General features: G+C 59.0%; 15 protein-coding genes. 14 read left to right on the top strand and 1 reads right to left on the bottom strand.

All coding sequences use genetic code 11. The features are described from left to right. Positions 1-196: 196 nt before the first annotated feature. The 5 genes from DW49_RS0105775 (at position 197) to prpF (ending at position 7,046) form a co-directional block, all read left to right on the top strand. On the top strand, positions 197-916 hold the full coding sequence (locus tag DW49_RS0105775) for a GntR family transcriptional regulator (protein WP_005617376.1): 720 nt from the start codon (positions 197-199) through the stop codon (positions 914-916). After that, positions 913-1,806, top strand: coding sequence for a methylisocitrate lyase (gene prpB, locus DW49_RS0105770; protein WP_005617378.1), 894 nt, complete (start codon positions 913-915; stop codon positions 1,804-1,806). Before DW49_RS0105775 ends, prpB begins: the two co-directional genes overlap by 4 nt. Before the next feature lie 140 nt (positions 1,807-1,946). Further along, the gene (gene prpC, locus DW49_RS0105765) at positions 1,947-3,074 is read left to right on the top strand and encodes a bifunctional 2-methylcitrate synthase/citrate synthase (RefSeq protein WP_005617380.1); all 1,128 of its coding nucleotides are present in this window, start codon (positions 1,947-1,949) and stop codon (positions 3,072-3,074) included. 69 nt (positions 3,075-3,143) lie between these two features. Next, complete coding sequence (gene acnD, locus DW49_RS0105760) at positions 3,144-5,735, top strand: Fe/S-dependent 2-methylisocitrate dehydratase AcnD (RefSeq protein ID WP_005617382.1); 2,592 nt, start codon at positions 3,144-3,146, stop codon at positions 5,733-5,735. A gap of 120 nt (positions 5,736-5,855) precedes the next feature. After that, entirely contained in the window at positions 5,856-7,046 is a 1,191-nt protein-coding gene (gene prpF / locus DW49_RS0105755) for a 2-methylaconitate cis-trans isomerase PrpF (protein ID WP_005617384.1), read from the top strand. Positions 7,047-7,052: 6 nt separating this feature from the next. Here prpF and ppsR read toward each other — a convergent pair whose 3' ends face one another. Continuing rightward, complete coding sequence (ppsR, locus tag DW49_RS0105750) at positions 7,053-7,871, bottom strand: posphoenolpyruvate synthetase regulatory kinase/phosphorylase PpsR (RefSeq protein WP_003382474.1); 819 nt, start codon at positions 7,869-7,871, stop codon at positions 7,053-7,055. 193 nt (positions 7,872-8,064) lie between these two features. Between ppsR and ppsA the strand changes: the two genes are divergently transcribed. From ppsA to DW49_RS0105705, 9 genes are all read left to right on the top strand, one after another. Next, positions 8,065-10,440, top strand: a complete 2,376-nt coding sequence (ppsA, locus tag DW49_RS0105745) for a phosphoenolpyruvate synthase (protein WP_024420347.1) — start codon at positions 8,065-8,067, stop codon at positions 10,438-10,440. Positions 10,441-10,633: 193 nt separating this feature from the next. After that, on the top strand, positions 10,634-11,626 hold the full coding sequence (locus DW49_RS0105740) for an alpha/beta fold hydrolase (RefSeq protein WP_005617387.1): 993 nt from the start codon (positions 10,634-10,636) through the stop codon (positions 11,624-11,626). A gap of 88 nt (positions 11,627-11,714) precedes the next feature. Then, positions 11,715-12,203 (top strand): ribonuclease E activity regulator RraA, encoded by a 489-nt coding sequence (rraA, locus tag DW49_RS0105735; protein ID WP_005617389.1) that lies wholly within the window; start codon positions 11,715-11,717, stop codon positions 12,201-12,203. 11 nt (positions 12,204-12,214) lie between these two features. Further along, the gene (locus DW49_RS0105730) at positions 12,215-13,210 is read left to right on the top strand and encodes a zinc transporter ZntB (RefSeq protein WP_005617391.1); all 996 of its coding nucleotides are present in this window, start codon (positions 12,215-12,217) and stop codon (positions 13,208-13,210) included. Between the two features lie 85 nt (positions 13,211-13,295). Then, positions 13,296-13,544: a crfX protein gene (locus DW49_RS0105725; protein WP_005617393.1), complete on the top strand. Its 249-nt coding sequence runs from the start codon at positions 13,296-13,298 to the stop codon at positions 13,542-13,544. A gap of 2 nt (positions 13,545-13,546) precedes the next feature. Beyond that, positions 13,547-14,371: a mechanosensitive ion channel family protein gene (locus DW49_RS0105720; protein ID WP_003382463.1), complete on the top strand. Its 825-nt coding sequence runs from the start codon at positions 13,547-13,549 to the stop codon at positions 14,369-14,371. Positions 14,372-14,453: 82 nt separating this feature from the next. Then, positions 14,454-15,044, top strand: coding sequence for an RNA polymerase sigma factor SigX (gene sigX, locus DW49_RS0105715; protein ID WP_005738001.1), 591 nt, complete (start codon positions 14,454-14,456; stop codon positions 15,042-15,044). A gap of 106 nt (positions 15,045-15,150) precedes the next feature. Further along, on the top strand, positions 15,151-16,185 hold the full coding sequence (locus DW49_RS0105710; RefSeq protein WP_003382460.1) for an OmpA family protein: 1,035 nt from the start codon (positions 15,151-15,153) through the stop codon (positions 16,183-16,185). Between the two features lie 99 nt (positions 16,186-16,284). Then, on the top strand, positions 16,285-17,544 hold a 1,260-nt coding region (locus tag DW49_RS0105705), incomplete at its 3' end, for an IS4-like element ISPsy33 family transposase (RefSeq protein WP_081681952.1).

The raw sequence follows: 17,544 nt of genomic DNA, 5'->3' as shown, positions 1-17,544 counted from the left end.
GCGCGCTGTGCGAACACGAGGCGCATTCTAGCATGAAGCCTTGCAGGTGCCAGTCGTCTACCTGCGCAGCTGTTCAGGTTGGCTATGACTGTCGATGGTCAGGGGATTGTACGATTGTCGACAGTCTTTGATTTATCTTTGACTGATCTGCCTTTAATGGCTAGATTTAAGCCTATCAAGTCTAAAGGTGTCGACAATGTCGGTCGGAACAGAAAGGTTGCTGACAACGGAAGACGACCCGGAAACCCTTTCCGAGAACGTTTTCCGACGCATTCAGTCGGCCATCGTCAAGGGCGAGATCGCCCCCGGCAGCAAGATTTCCGAGCCGGAACTGGCGCGCACCTACGGCATCAGTCGCGGCCCGTTGCGTGAAGCGATTCATCGGCTTGAAGGTCAGCGGTTGGTGGTGCGTGTGCCGCACGTGGGCGCCCGTGTCGTCGCGCTCAGCCACGCCGAACTGATCGAGCTGTATGAAATTCGCGAATCCCTGGAAGGCATGGCCTGCCGCCTGGCCGCCGAACGCATGACCCAGGCCGAGATCGATGAGCTGCGCAGTGTGCTCGATACCCATGAACGCGATGCGGCGTTCCAGGCGGGCATCGGCTACTACCAGCAGGAAGGCGATTTCGACTTTCATTACCGGATCATTCAGGGCAGCGGCAACCGCACCCTCAGTCAGATGCTCTGCGGTGAGCTTTATCAACTGGTGCGCATGTACCGCATCCAGTTCTCCACCACGCCCAATCGGCCCCGGCAGGCCTTTGCCGAGCACCACCGGATTCTCGACGCGATCGCCGAGCGCGACGGCGAGCTGGCCGAATTGTTGATGCGCCGTCACATCGGCGCGTCCAGACGCAACATCGAGCGCCATTATCAGGCGGCTTCCCAGGCAACTTCCGACCGAGGTCAACCATGAGTTCCAACAACACTACTCCCGGCCAGCGTTTCCGTGATGCAGTCGCCAGCGAACAGCCGTTGCAAGTGGTTGGCGCGATCAATGCGAATCATGCGCTACTCGCCAAGCGCGCCGGGTTCAAGGCTATTTACCTGTCGGGTGGCGGGGTGGCTGCGGGTTCGCTGGGTATCCCGGATTTGGGGATCACCGGTCTGGAGGATGTGCTGATCGATGTGCGGCGCATCACCGATGTGTGTGATCTGCCGCTGCTGGTGGATGTCGACACGGGGTTCGGTTCTTCGGCCTTCAACGTGGCGCGCACCGTACGCTCGATGATCAAGGCGGGCGCGGCGGCGATTCATATTGAAGATCAGGTCGGTGCCAAGCGCTGCGGTCATCGCCCGAACAAGGAAATTGTTTCGCAGCAGGAAATGGTCGACCGCATCAAGGCTGCCGTCGATGCGCGAACCGACGACAGTTTCGTGATCATGGCGCGCACCGATGCACTGGCGGTCGAAGGGCTGGAGTCGGCGCTGGAACGTGCTGCGGCGTGTATTGAAGCGGGCGCAGACATGGTCTTTCCGGAAGCGATCACCGAACTGGCGATGTACAAGCAATTTGCCAACCGGGCGGGCGTACCGATCCTCGCCAACATCACCGAATTCGGTGCCACGCCGCTGTTTACTGTTGATGAATTGCGCGAGGCGGATGTGTCGCTGGTGCTTTATCCGCTTTCAGCCTTCCGCGCAATGAACAAGGCCGCTGAAAACGTCTACGGCGCGATTCGTCGCGACGGCAGCCAGAAAAACGTGATCGACAGCATGCAGACCCGCATGGAGCTGTACGACGCCATCGACTACCACACCTTCGAGCAGAAACTGGATGCGTTGTTTGCGCAGAAGAAGGGGTGATACCTGTGAAATACCGGGCTTCTGGCCGCAGGCCGTAGGAGCGAACTTGTTCGCGAAAGGGCCGGTATATTCTCCGAAGATGTATCGTCTGAACCACAGTCTTCGCGTCCCATCACACAAAAACAATAGTGGAGAACATCATGGCTGAAGCAAAAGTATTGAGTGGTGCAGGGCTGCGCGGGCAGGTTGCCGGGCAGACGGCGCTGTCCACGGTGGGCATGGCCGGTGCCGGGTTGACCTATCGCGGTTATGACGTGCGCGAACTGGCCGCCGAGGCGCAGTTTGAAGAGGTTGCCTACCTGTTGCTGTATGGCGAGCTGCCAACGCAAAGCCAGCTGTCCGCTTACCTGGACAAACTCAAAAGCCTGCGTGATCTGCCGCAGGCCTTGAAAGAAGTGCTGGAGCGCATCCCCGCCGACACCCATCCGATGGACGTCATGCGCACCGGGGCATCCATGCTCGGCACGCTTGAGCCCGAGCTGAGCTTTGATCAGCAGCGCGATGCCACCGACCGTCTGCTCGCGGCGTTCCCGGCGATCATGTGCTACTGGTATCGCTTCAGTCATGACGGCAAACGCATTGGCTGCACAACCGCTGAAGACTCCATTGGCGGACATTTCCTGCACCTGCTGCTGGACAAGTCGCCCAGCGAACTGCACCGCAAGGTCATGGACGTGTCGCTGATTCTGTACGCCGAACATGAATTCAATGCATCCACGTTCACCGCTCGGGTCTGCGCGTCGACCCTGTCTGATCTGTTTTCCTGCGTCACCGCAGCCATCGGCACTCTGCGTGGCCCGCTGCATGGCGGCGCCAACGAGGCGGCGATGGAAATGATCCAGCGTTTCGCCTCTGCCGATGAGGCCACTCAAGGCACATTGGGCATGCTGGAACGCAAGGAAAAGATCATGGGCTTCGGTCATGCGATCTACAAGGAGTCCGACCCGCGCAACGAGGTCATCAAGGGCTGGTCGAAAAAGCTCGCCGACGAGGCTGGCGACAGCGTGTTGTTTCCGGTGTCCGAGGCCATAGACAAGGTCATGTGGGAGCAGAAGAAGCTGTTTCCCAATGCCGACTTCTACCACGCCTCGGCTTACCACTTCATGGGTATCCCGACCAAGCTGTTCACGCCGATATTTGTCTGCTCGCGCCTGACCGGCTGGGCCGCTCACGTTTTCGAGCAGCGCGCCAACAACCGCATCATTCGCCCGAGTGCCGAATACATCGGCGTCGAACAGCGCCGCTTCGTGCCTATCGAACAGCGCTGAAAAGGGGGCAGGGGAGCCGCTGAAGAGCTCCCCACCCGCATTCCGAACACTCCGTGATCGAGTCCCGTAATGAACAGTGAATTCCGCAAAACGCTCCCTGGCACCCAACTGGACTATTTCGACGCGCGCGCGGCTGTCGAGGCGCTCGAGCCCGGCGCCTATGCCACGTTGCCGTACACCTCGCGGGTGTTGGCCGAAAATCTGGTGCGCCGCTGTGATCCGGCGACCTTGAACGCCTCGCTGAACCAACTTATCGAGCGCAAGCGTGACCTGGACTTTCCGTGGTTCCCGGCGCGGGTTGTCTGCCATGACATTCTGGGTCAGACCGCACTGGTGGACCTAGCCGGGCTGCGCGACGCGATTGCCTCGCAGGGCGGCGACCCGGCGCTGGTCAACCCGGTGGTGCCGGTGCAGTTGATCGTCGATCACTCGCTGGCCGTCGAGGCTGATGGCAACGACCCGCAAGCGCTGGCGAAAAACCGCGCCATCGAAGACCGACGCAACGAAGACCGCTTTCACTTCATTGACTGGACCAAACTGGCGTTCAAGAACGTCGAGGTGATCCCGCCGGGCAACGGCATCATGCACCAGATCAATCTGGAGAAAATGTCGCCGGTGGTGCAGGTGCTTGATGGCGTGGCATTCCCCGACACATTGGTCGGCACCGACAGCCATACGCCGCACGTTGACGCGCTGGGCGTGATCGCCATCGGTGTCGGTGGCCTTGAGGCCGAGAACGTCATGCTCGGGCGTGCTTCGTGGATGCGCCTGCCGGACATTATTGGCGTCGAGCTGACCGGCCGCCGCCAGCCGGGCATCACTGCCACTGACGTGGTGCTGGCCCTGACCGAATACCTGCGCCAGCAGAAAGTCGTCGGTGCGTATCTGGAGTTCTATGGCGCGGGGGCATCGAGCCTGACCCTTGGCGACCGGGCGACCATCTCCAACATGGCGCCGGAATATGGCGCAACGGCGGCGATGTTTTCCATTGATTCGCAAACCATCGATTACCTGCGCCTGACCGGCCGTGAAGACGAGCAGGTCAAGCTGGTCGAACTGTACGCGCGGCACACGGGTTTGTGGTCGGAGAGCCTGAGCGAGGTGCAATACGAGCGCGTACTGAGCTTCGATCTGTCCAGCGTGGTGCGCAACATGGCCGGGCCGTCCAACCCCCATGCGCGGGTGGCGACTGCCGATCTGGCCGCCAAAGGCATTGCCGGGCAGTGGGACGAGGTGCCGGGGCAGATGCCGGACGGCGCGGTGATCATCGCGGCGATCACCAGTTGCACCAACACCAGCAACCCGCGCAACGTGATTTCGGCGGGGCTGCTGGCGCGCAATGCCAACCGCCTGGGGCTCAGCCGCAAGCCGTGGGTGAAGTCTTCGCTGGCACCGGGCTCGAAAACTGTGGCGTTGTACCTCGATGCAGCGGGGCTGACGACCGAGCTGGAGCAACTGGGTTTTGGCGTGGTGGCGTTTGCCTGCACCACCTGCAACGGCATGTCCGGCGCGCTGGACCCGCTGATTCAGCAGGAAATCATCGACCGTGACCTGTACGCCACGGCGGTGCTGTCCGGCAACCGCAACTTCGACGGGCGCATTCATCCCTACGCCAAACAGGCGTTTCTGGCCTCGCCGCCACTGGTGGTGGCTTACGCGATTGCCGGGACCATCCGTTTCGATATCGAAAACGATGTGCTGGGCATCGCCGACGGCAAGGAGATCCGTCTCAAGGACATCTGGCCGAGTGATGAAGAAATCGACGCCGTCGTGCAAGCATCAGTCAAGCCGGAGCAGTTTCGTCAGGTCTACATCCCGATGTTCGCTATTGACGAGCACACCGGGCCGAAGGTCGAGCCGCTGTATGACTGGCGTCCGATGAGCACCTACATTCGTCGCCCGCCTTACTGGGAAGGCGCGCTGGCCGGAGAGCGCACGCTCAAGGGCATGCGCGCACTGGCGGTGCTGCCGGACAACATCACCACCGACCACCTTTCGCCGTCGAACGCGATCATGCTGGACAGCGCAGCGGGTGAATACCTGGCGAAAATGGGCCTGCCGGAGGAGGATTTCAACTCCTACGCGACCCACCGCGGCGATCACCTGACCGCCCAGCGCGCCACGTTTGCCAACCCGCAACTGATCAACGAAATGGCCGTGGTCGATGGCAAGGTGCAAAAAGGCTCGCTGACCCGCATAGAGCCGGATGGCAAGGTCATGCGCATGTGGGAAGCCATTGAAACCTACATGGCCCGCAAACAGCCGTTGATCATTATTGCCGGTGCCGATTACGGCCAGGGCTCCTCCCGCGACTGGGCGGCCAAAGGCGTCAGGCTGGCAGGCGTCGAAGCGATTGCGGCAGAAGGCTTTGAGCGTATTCACCGCACCAATCTGGTGGGCATGGGCGTGCTGCCGCTGGAGTTCAAACCTGGCACCAGCCGCCTGACCCTGGGCATTGACGGCAGTGAAACCTTTGAAGTGACCGGCCAGCGCACACCCCGCGCGACCTTGACGCTGGTGATCCAGCGTAGCAATGGCGAGCGCGTGGAAGTGCCAGTGACCTGTCGCCTGGACACCGCTGAAGAGCTCTCTATTTATGAGGCTGGCGGCGTGTTGCAGCGCTTTGCTCAGGATTTTCTGGAGGCTACGACGGGTGCGTGAGGAACGATAAGCGCGCGGAAAAACACTATCGTGCCCATGCTCTGCGTGGGCACGCCGCTCTGGACGCTCTGCGTCCGACTTTGAGCGCTCAGTGCGCTTTTTGAACAGGACAACGAATTCATGACTCACCCACCACAGATCCGCATCCCCGCCACCTACATGCGCGGGGGCACCAGCAAAGGGGTGTTTTTCAGACTCAATGATCTGCCGCACGCCGCGCAAACGCCCGGTCCGGCAAGGGATGCGCTGTTGCTACGGGTCATCGGCAGCCCCGACCCCTACGAAAAGCAGATTGACGGCATGGGCGGGGCGACATCGAGCACCAGCAAAGCGGTGATTGTGTCGCGCAGCAGCAGGCCCGATCACGATGTCGATTACCTGTTCGGTCAGGTGTCCATCGACAAGCCTTTCGTTGACTGGAGCGGCAATTGCGGCAACCTGTCAGCCGCCGTGGGCTCGTTTGCCATCGCCAGCGGCCTGCTCGACGCCAGCCGTGTGCCGCAGAACGGCGTCGCCACTGTGCGTATCTGGCAGGCCAATATCGGCAAGACCATCATTGCCCATGTGCCCATCAGCAATGGCGAGGTACAGGAAACCGGTGATTTTGAACTGGACGGGGTGACCTTCCCGGCCGCAGAGGTGCAGCTTGAGTTTCTTGACCCGGCGGCGGATGAAGAGGGCGCAAGCGGCTCGATGTTCCCCACCGGCAATCTGCTGGATGACCTGCAAGTGCCCGGTATCGGTACGTTGAAGGCGACCATGATCAACGCGGGCATTCCAACCATTTTCATCAATGCCGTTGATATCGGCTACACCGGCACTGAGTTGCAGGGCGATATCAACGCCGATCCGCTCGCGCTTGCCCGGCTTGAGGCCATTCGCGCTTACGGTGCCGTACGCATGGGCCTGATTGGCAGCATCGATGAAGCTGCCACGCGCCAGCACACGCCCAAAGTCGCCTTTGTCGCCGGGCCTGCCGACTACGTTTCTTCCAGTGGCAAGCCTGTCGCGGCGCAGGATGTCGACCTGCTGGTGCGCGCCGTATCAATGGGCAAGCTACACCACGCGATGATGGGCACTGCCGCCGTGGCGATTGGCACTGCCGCCGCCATCCCCGGCACGCTGGTCAATCTGGCCGCCGGTGGTCAGGCGCGCAGCGCAGTGCGCTTTGGTCATCCATCCGGTACGTTGCGGGTCGGGGCGCAAGCCCTTCAGGACGCGAGTGGCTGGAAGGTCACCAAAGCCCTGATGAGTCGCAGCGCCAGAGTCCTGATGGAAGGCTGGGTGCGGGTGCCGCAGCAGGGCGACTGAAGCCCTTTATTTAAAGCGCCGTTCCACGCCTTTTTCGACCAGCACCTTGGCGGAGATTTCTTCCACCGAAAAATGCGTGGAGTTGATGTTGGGAATGTTCTCGCGGCGGAACAGGCTTTCCACTTCGCGCACCTCGAATTCGCACTGCGCGTAGCTTGAATAGCGGCTGTTGGGCTTGCGCTCATGGCGGATCGCGGTGAGGCGGTCCGGATCGATGGTCAGGCCGAACAGCTTTTCGCGATGCTGCTTGAGCGCTGGCGGCAATTGCAGGCGCTCCATGTCGTCTTCGGTCAGCGGGTAATTGGCCGCCCGAATGCCGAACTGCATGGCCATGTACAGGCAGGTCGGGGTCTTGCCGCAGCGTGATACGCCCACCAGGATGATGTCGGCCTTGTCGTAATAGTGCGTACGCGCGCCGTCGTCGTTGTCCAGCGCGAAGTTGACCGCCTCGATGCGCTCCATGTAGTTGGAGTTGTGCCCGATGGAATGCGATTTGCCCACCGAATACGAGGAGTGTGAACTAAGCTCCTGCTCCAGCGGCGCCAGGAAGGTCGAGAAAATATCGATCATGAAGCCGTTGGACGTCGCCAGAATCTCGCGAATGTCCTGATTGACGATGGTGTCGAAGATGATCGGTCGCACATCATCCTTGTCGGCGGCGTTATTGATTTGTTGTACCATCGCCCGCGCCTTCTCGACGCTGTCGATATAGGGCCTGGTGAACTTGTTGAAGGTAATGTTTTCAAATTGTGCCAACAGGCTCTGGCCCAGCGTTTCGGCGGTGATACCGGTGCCATCCGAGATGAAGAAAGCAGATCGTTTCATTTTTGTCCCAGGCCTTAAGCAGTTGACGAATTCTGGCTATCATAGGCGTGCTTGCCTGCCCTGAGGGCCTGCAGGCACACCTTTTTTGAAGGTCCAGGCTTGCGCCTGACCAGACACGCCCGAGGCTACGACACACGTAGCCCGGGTGCATGAGCTTTTCCCAACAACACACACGGTTAGTGGAGAGATCACCTTGGTAGAGTACGTAGTTTCCCTCGATAAGCTCGGCGTCCATGATGTAGAGCACGTGGGGGGCAAAAACTCGTCCCTCGGCGAGATGATCAGCAACCTCGCAGGTGCTGGTGTTTCTGTGCCTGGCGGCTTCGCGACTACAGCCCAGGCCTATCGTGATTTTCTCGAACTCAGCGGCCTGAACGATCAGATTCATGCGGCGCTGGACGCCCTTGATGTCGATGACGTCAACGCGCTGGCCCGCACCGGCGCGCAGATCCGCCAGTGGATCATGGAGGCCGAGTTCCCCGAGAAGCTCAACGCCGAGATCCGCACCGCCTTTGCCGAACTGTCGGCCGGCAACCCTAATCTGGCCGTGGCTGTGCGTTCTTCCGCCACCGCCGAAGACCTGCCTGACGCCTCTTTTGCGGGCCAGCAGGAAACCTTCCTGAACATTCGCGGCGTCGAGAACGTCATCCGCGCGGCCAAGGAGGTCTTTGCTTCGCTGTTCAACGACCGAGCGATTTCCTACCGCGTGCACCAGGGCTTCGACCACAAACTTGTGGCGCTGTCGGCGGGTGTGCAGCGCATGGTGCGCTCCGAAACCGGTACAGCCGGGGTGATGTTCACCCTCGACACTGAATCCGGTTTCCGTGATGTAGTGTTTATCACCGGTGCCTACGGCCTGGGCGAAACGGTGGTGCAGGGCGCGGTCAACCCGGACGAATTCTACGTGCACAAGGACACCCTGGCCGCTGGCCGCCCGGCGATCCTGCGTCGCAACCTGGGCAGTAAAGCGATCAAGATGATCTACGGCGAAGAAGCTTCGGCTGGCAAGTCGGTCAAGGTCATCGACGTCGAGCCCGCCGACCGGGCGCGCTTCTGCCTGACCGACGCCGAAGTGTCCGAGCTGGCGAAACAGGCGATGATCATCGAGAAGCACTACAAGTGCCCGATGGACATCGAATGGGCCAAGGACGGTGACGATGGCAAGCTGTACATCGTTCAGGCGCGTCCAGAGACCGTGAAAAGCCGTGCGTCGGCCAACGTCATGGAGCGTTACCTGCTCAAGGAAACCGGCAAGGTACTGGTCGAAGGTCGTGCCATCGGTCAGCGCATCGGCGCCGGCAAGGTACGCATCATCAAGGACGTGTCCGAGATGGACAAGGTTCAGCCCGGCGACGTGTTGGTGTCCGACATGACCGACCCGGACTGGGAGCCGGTCATGAAGCGCGCAAGCGCAATCGTCACCAACCGCGGCGGTCGTACCTGCCATGCGGCGATCATTGCCCGCGAGCTGGGCATTCCGGCTGTAGTAGGCTGCGGCAACGCCACGCACACCTTGCAGGATGGCCAGGGCGTGACGGTTTCCTGCGCCGAAGGCGACACCGGTTACATCTTCGAAGGCGAACTCGGTTTTGACATCAAGACCAACTCGGTCGATGCCATGCCTGACCTGCCCTTCAAGATCATGATGAACGTCGGCAACCCGGACCGCGCCTTCGATTTTGCCCAGTTGCCCAACGCCGGTGTCGGCCTGGCGCGTCTGGAGTTCATCATCAACCGCATGATCGGCGTGCACCCCAAGGCGCTGCTCAACTATTCGGTGCTGCCACCGGAAATCAAGGACAGCGTCGACAAGCGTATTGCCGGTTACGACGATCCGGTCGGTTTCTATGTCGAGAAGCTGGTCGAGGGCATCAGCACCCTGGCCGCCGCGTTCACGCCGAAAAAGGTCATCGTGCGCCTGTCGGACTTCAAGTCCAACGAATACGCCAACCTGATCGGCGGCAAGCTTTACGAGCCTGAAGAAGAAAACCCGATGCTGGGTTTCCGTGGCGCGTCGCGCTACATCAGCGAAAATTTCCGCGACTGCTTCGAGCTGGAATGCCTTGCGCTCAAGCGTGTACGCGAAGAAATGGGCCTGACCAACGTCGAGATCATGGTGCCGTTCGTGCGCACCCTGGGCGAAGCGAGCCAGGTTATCGATTTGCTGGCGGCCAACGGCCTGAAGCGTGGCGAAAACGGTCTGCGCATCATCATGATGTGCGAATTGCCGTCCAACGCGATTCTGGCCGACGAGTTCCTGGAATATTTCGACGGGTTCTCCATTGGTTCCAATGACCTGACCCAGTTGACCCTCGGCCTGGACCGCGATTCCGGCGTTATCGCTCACTTGTTCGACGAGCGTAACCCGGCGGTCAAGAAGCTGCTGTCCAATGCCATTCAGGCGTGCAACAAGGCCGGCAAGTACATCGGCATCTGCGGGCAGGGGCCTTCCGATCACCCGGATCTGGCGCGCTGGCTGATGGATCAAGGGATCGAGAGCGTGTCGCTCAACCCTGATTCGGTTCTGGAGACCTGGTTCTTCCTGGCCGAAGCGCAAGCACCGGTCTGATGTAGCGCGGCTGTTGGGTGGCGTTGCTCTTGTGACGCGATGGCCGCCAGAGCCGTCTTGTGGATCAAGTGTTTGAAAGGGCGGTTTCTTCGGAAGCCGCCTTTTTTATGAGTGCGCCACACGCTTATGAGAGCGCCACAAGGCGCCCCAGCGCGTTGTTGTATCTAGTCTGTCCAGCCAGATAAAGAGTGATATGCAGAGCAGTAGCCAGCTTTTTCCCGTTGCCTTGATCAGTGCCGAGCGTCGTGGCGACCTGGTCGAGGACGTCTACCGTCTCAAACCGGCCAACAGCCCTGACCCGAGTGTCGAGCTGGTGGTCACCTGCCTCGGGCTGGTCGATCAGCCTGCTACGCGCGGCGCTCCAGTGATTCTTCTGCACGGCAGCTTTTCCAATCGACGCTTCTGGTATTCGCCCAAAGGCATCGGCCTGGGGCCGTATCTGGCCCGTGCCGGTTATGACGTGTGGATCCCGGAGATGCGCGGCCACGGGCTGTCGTCGCGCAACCAGAACTATCGCGCCAACTGTGTGGCCGACTACGCCCGCTTCGACCTGCCGGCCATCGGCGCATTTGTCGTCGAGCAGAGCGGCCAGGCGCCGCACTGGATCGGCCATTCGCTGGGTGGCACCACCCTGGCAGCCGCGCTGGGCGGTCAGTACCTCGGCCCGCAAAACGCAGCGTCAGTGGCGCTGTTCGGCAGCCAGGTCAGCCGTAGCTACTGGCCGCTGAAAATTCCGCCGCTGCAATGGTCGGCCCGTCTGCTGCTCAGGTCCTTCACGCATGTGTCCGGGCCACGTTTCAAGCGCGGCCCGGAAGACGAGCCGATAGGCCAGGTGCTGGAGAGCCTGCGTTGGCACGGGCTGTTCGGGCGCTTTGGCGAGCGTGACAATAACTGGTGGGCGGGGCTTGGCGACGTTCAGGTGCCCGTCCTTGCAGTGGCTGCGGTGGGTGATCAACAGGACCCGGAGTGGGCCTGCCGCATGCTGTTCGATCAGATCGGCGGTGAGCAGCCCAAACAGTTTCTCTGTCTGGGCCGTGAGCATGGTTTCAGCGAAGACTTCGGTCATGTGCAAATGCTGGTCAGCAAGGCTGCGCAACAGCAGGTCTGGCCGCGTGTGATCGACTGGCTGCGCGAGCGCAGCGTTCCTGAACAGGTTGCAGAGTTTCAGGCGGCAGTGGGCAGTTAGCGGTTAAAGTCGCTATGGTTAGCGTCATCCGGTTGTCTCTGGTTCAATACCGGATCTGTACCCATCGCGACTTACAGGAGCTGACCCCATGCACTACATCACCCCCGATCTGTGCGACGCCTACCCGGAACAAGTGCAAGTCGTCGAGCCGATGCTCAGCAACTTCGGCGGACGCGATTCGTTTGGCGGCCAGATTGTTACGCTCAAATGTTTCGAGGACAACTCGCTGGTCAAGGAGCAGGTCGAACTCGACGGCAAGGGCAAAGTGCTGGTGGTCGATGGCGGCGGGTCGCTGCGCTGCGCCTTGCTGGGTGACATGCTGGCTGAAAAAGCTGCCAAAAATGGCTGGGAAGGTCTAGTGATTTACGGCTGCGTGCGCGATGTGGACATGCTGGCCCAGACCGATCTGGGCGTCCAGGCGCTGGCCAGTTACCCAAAACGCTCGGAAAAACGCGGCGTAGGGCAGCTGGATCTGCCGGTTACCTTTGGCGGCGTGACCTTTCGTCCGGGTGAGTACCTGTATGCCGACAACAATGGCGTCATCATTTCCCCATCACCTCTGACCATGCCGGAATAAGCGAAGTATCCATGTTCGATGAAGCAAACGCGCAGTGGGGGCTGGTTCATGCCCTCGTTCTGGACGGTAAGGGTGGGGCGCGTTTCATTGCTCGAACCGAGTTGCAAGGGCTTGAACTGCAGCCACAGGAAAGTCTGTGGCTGCATTGGGATCGCAGCCATCCACAGACCCATACCTGGCTGCGCACTGGCAGTGGGCTGAGTGAATTTGCCTGTGACCTGCTGCTTGAGGAAAACACCCGGCCGCGTCTGCTGCCGTTGCCGGATCAGGAGTTGCTGCTGTTCCTGCGTGGCGTGAACCTGAACCCTGGTGCCGAGCCGGAAGACATGGTTTCGTTGCGCATCTTTGCCGCCGCGCAACGGGTGATCTCGTTGCGCCTGCGCCCGTTGCGGGCCACCGAAGAGCTGATCGAGCTGTTGGGGCAGGGCAAAGGCCCCACCAGCGCCTCGGAGCTGATTCTTTATCTGGCCCAGTACCTGACCGACAAGGTTCAGGATCTGGTGGGCGAATTGACTGAATCGGTCGATGAAGAGGAAGAAAAGACCGACGCCGACGAACGGTACAGCCCTGAACACGGCAAACTGTTGCATATTCGCCGACGCGCGGCAGGTCTGCGCCGGTTTCTGGGGCCACAGCGAGACATTTATGGTCAGCTTTCGCGAATCAAGTTGTCCTGGTTTGCCAATGACGACGCTGATTACTGGAACGAACTGAACAACAGCCTGACCCGCTACCTGGAAGAGCTGGAACTGACCCGCGAGCGCGTCGGCCTGCTGCTGGAGTCCGAAGATCGGCGTCTGCGCGAGCACATGAACCGTACCATGTACCGCTTCGGCATCATTACCGGCATATTTCTGCCGATGAGTTTTCTCACCGGTTTGCTGGGTATAAATGTCGGCGGTATCCCCGGCTCGGACAGCTCGTACGGCTTTTTGGTGGCGTGCTTGCTGATTGTCGCATTGGCCGCAGGGCAGTGGTGGTTGTTCAGGCGTTTGCGCTGGGTATAGAAGCGGCTTATCCGTTTTTTTGACGGGCTGGTGTGACTTGTTGTTTTTGCGTCGCGTCTTTGACTGACATTACGTGAGGTGCCTGATGCACGATCCGTTTGAAGAATCTTTACGCGACATGCTCAATTCTTCATCCTCCAGCCGGGATGACGATGCATGTCTGGGGCGCGTCCTGAAGACCGCCAATCGCCAGGTGGGTGCAGGTGTGTTGTTCGGTCTGCTGGGGCGTTGGTCAGAGGCGTTGATGATTGCCGTGAACAACGGCTCCGCCCACGTTTCTCCTGTTTCTCGCCGCACGATGTCGGGTGCGCGTTCTATCGATAAGGCTGATTGAGCATGGAATTGAATCTCTGGACCCAGAGCCTTCTTGCTGCAATGACTGCGTTGTGGACCAAGGTTGCAAACTTCATCCCCAACCTGTTTGGTGCCCTGGTTGTGGTGCTGCTGGGTTTTGTCGTTGCCAAGCTGCTCGACGCACTGCTGTCCAAATTGCTGGCCAAGCTGGGCCTTGATCGTCTGGTCGGTGGCACCGGCCTGACCAAGATCATCGGCCGTGCCGGCGTCAAGGTGCCGATCTCAACGTTGATCGGCAAGATCGTCTACTGGTTCGTATTGTTGATCTTCCTCGTTTCTGCAGCCGAATCGCTTGGCTTGCAGCGAGTGTCAGCTACGCTGGACATGCTGGCGCTGTATTTGCCCAAGGTATTTGGTGCGGCACTGGTGTTGCTGGTCGGCGTATTGCTCGCGCAACTGGTCAATGGGCTGGTGCGCGGCGCGGCCGAAGGGGTAGGCATCGATTATTCCGCAGGTCTGGGGCGAATTGCTCAGGGCCTCGTGATCATCATCAGTATTTCGGTTGCGATCAGCCAGCTTGAGGTCAAGACCGACCTGCTGAACCATGTAATTGTGATTGCATTGATTACCGTTGGTCTGACAGTGGCGCTGGCTTTAGGCCTGGGCAGTCGTGAAATCGCCGGTCAGATCATTGCCGGGATCTATGTTCGCGAGCTTTTTCAGGTCGGCCAGCAGGTACAGGTAGGCGATACAGAAGGTCAGATCGAGGAAATCGGTACGGTCAAGACAACGCTACTGACAGACGAGGGGGAGCTGGTGTCGTTTTCCAACCGCATTCTCCTGGAGCAGAGAGTAATCAGCCGTTAAGCGGCTAACCTGCTAATCTATGCCGCCAGGTTGCCGATACAGGCCGTGGCGGACATTGAACTGACTGTCGGCAAGATTTGTTTTGAATAAACCTCAACCGTTTTTGACGCGTTACGATCCCCGCGAGCTCTCTGATGAGGAGCTGGTCGCGCGGGCCCACGTCGAGCTTTTCAATGTGACGCGGGCCTATGAAGAATTGATGCGCCGTTACCAGCGAACGCTTTTTAACGTGTGTGCACGATATCTGGGGAACGATCGCGATGCTGACGATGTCTGTCAGGAGGTGATGCTAAAAGTGTTGTACGGGTTGAAAAATTTTGAAGGTAAATCTAAATTTAAGACCTGGCTGTACAGCATCACCTACAATGAATGCATCACGCAGTACAGGAAGGAACGGCGTAAGCGTCGCTTGATGGACGCGTTGAGTCTGGATCCACTTGAGGAAGCGTCGGAAGAAAAGACGCCCAAACCTGAAGAGCGGGGCGGACTTGATCGCTGGCTTGTGTATGTGAACCCGATCGATCGGGAAATTCTGGTACTGCGTTTTGTTGCAGAACTTGAATTCCAGGAGATCGCAGACATCATGCACATGGGCTTGAGCGCAACGAAAATGCGTTACAAGCGGGCGTTGGATAAATTACGTGAGAAATTTGCGGGAATCGCCGAAACTTAATACGGTGCAAATATCTCTAACGAACTGGCAAGGTCTGGTACACTTGCCGCCGAGTTGTCCCCACGTTGTGGGACTGCTTTATAATCATCAGATGGGGATTTAACGGATGAAACTGAAAAACACCTTGGGCTTGGCCATTGGTACTATTGTTGCCGCAACTTCGTTCGGCGCGCTGGCTCAAGGCCAAGGCGCAGTCGAAATCGAAGGCTTCGCCAAGAAAGAAATGTACGACAGCGCCCGTGACTTCAAAAACAACGGCAACCTGTTCGGCGGCTCGATTGGCTACTTCCTGACCGACGACGTTGAATTGCGTCTGGGCTACGACGAAGTTCACAACGTTCGTAGCGATGATGGCAAGAACATCAAGGGCGCAAACACCGCTCTGGACGCTCTGTACCACTTCAACAACCCAGGCGACATGCTGCGTCCATACGTTTCTGCCGGTTTCTCCGATCAGAGCATTGGCCAGAACGGTCGCAACGGTCGTAACGGTTCCACCTTCGCCAACATCGGCGGCGGTGCCAAGCTGTACTTCACCGACAATTTCTATGCTCGTGCTGGCGTTGAAGCTCAGTACAACATCGACCAAGGCGACACCGAGTGGGCTCCAAGCGTCGGTATCGGCGTAAACTTCGGTGGCGGCAGCAAGAAAGTTGAAGCAGCACCAGCTCCAGTAGCTGAAGTGTGCTCCGACAGCGACAACGACGGCGTGTGCGACAACGTCGACAAGTGCCCAGACACCCCAGCCAACGTAACTGTTGACGCTGATGGCTGCCCGGCAGTTGCTGAAGTGGTTCGTGTTGAGCTGGACGTGAAGTTCGACTTCAACAAGTCTGTTGTCAAGCCTAACAGCATGGGCGACATCAAGAACCTCGCTGACTTCATGCAGCAGTACCCACAGACCACCACCACTGTTGAAGGTCACACTGACTCCGTCGGTCCTGACGCTTACAACCAAAAACTGTCCGAGCGTCGTGCAAACGCCGTTAAACAGGTTCTGGTTAACCAGTACGGTGTTGGCGCTAGCCGCGTAAACTCGGTTGGTTACGGCGAATCCCGCCCAGTTGCTGACAACGCAACTGACGCTGGCCGTGCAGTAAACCGTCGCGTAGAAGCAGAAGTAGAAGCTCAAGCTAAGTAATTAGTCGCTTGTACTGAAAAGCCCGGCTCAGGCCGCAATGCTGTTCACTTAAGGATTGTTGACTAATCCTCGGCCAGCAGGAAAATCCGGAATCTGATTATGGATTCCGGATTTTTTATGTCTGTCGCTCAAGATTTAGGCGCTGTTCTGGACTTTGCCGAGCAGCCGCTCTCACGCCTCGACGTATTCACCGATCATATTCCCCAAGAATGGATTAGCACTGCCGCCACTTTGGCCGAAAAGGCCACGGTCCGACGTCGGCGCCTGCCCTCAGATATGGTGCTTTGGTTAGTCGTCGGCATGGCTCTTTTCAGAGGAGAGCCCATCGTTGAGGTCGCGCGCCGACTCAATATCTGCGCCGACGGTCTAGCCAACGAGGTACTTTTGGCGAAGAGCGGCCTTTCACAGGCGCGTCAGCGCCTGGGCAATCAGCCTGTGTCTTGGCTATTTCGACAGTGCGCCAGTACCTGGGGATACGAGCGCTACCCGCAGGATGACTGGCACGGACTTCAGGTTTTTGCCGTCGATGGTGCGCTGTTTCGAACCCCGGAAACACCTCAGTTACGTGCGCACTTTGGCTCAGGCAACACCTCCTCCAATCGGCAGACGCCCTACCCGGTGTTGCGTCTTGTCGCGCTGATGAATGCACGCTCCCACATCATTGCCAATGCTGCCATTAGCCCCTATCGCAAGGGTGAAATCCCACTGGCTAAGGACTTTGTGGAAAGCATACCCAATCACTCGGTGACCTTACTGGACAAAGGGTTTTTCAGCGCTGATCTGTTGTTGAGTATCCAAAACGCTGAGCAAAACAGGCACTGGATGATCCCTGAACGCAAAGGAACGGTCAGGACGGAAGTCGAACATTATGGCGATGGCGATTATCTGGTGCAGATGAGGGTCTCGCCGCAGGCGCGTAAAAAGAATCCGGCATTACCTGAGTACTGGCAGGTAAGAGCTGTGACTTACCAAGTTGAAGGAAATGAGAAAACGGTCTTCACCTCGCTACCGGCTTCGAAATTTAGCGCAGAACAGGTTGCGACGCTTTATCACGAGCGGTGGGAGATCGAGTTGGGTTTCAGAGATATCAAAAGCTCAATGCAAGACAATGCTCTGACGCTTCGCAGCAAGACCGTGGACCTTGTTTACCAAGAGTTGTGGGGGCTTTTACTGGCGTATAACGTGGTGCGCCGAGAAGCCAGTCAGGCGGCTGTCGCTCACAAGCGGGCGCCCAGCGAGATAAGTTTCAAGTTTGCCTGTCAGCACATTGCCAGTCATCTGGTGGTCATGGCCGGGGCCGTGTCGCCATCACATACGCCGAGGCGCCTGGAGGAACTGCGTGGCAGCATCGGTGTGCTC

It is taken from the genome of Pseudomonas avellanae BPIC 631 (assembly GCF_000444135.1).
Lineage (GTDB): Bacteria > Pseudomonadota > Gammaproteobacteria > Pseudomonadales > Pseudomonadaceae > Aquipseudomonas > Aquipseudomonas avellanae.
This window is presented reverse-complemented; position numbering and strand designations above follow the sequence as displayed.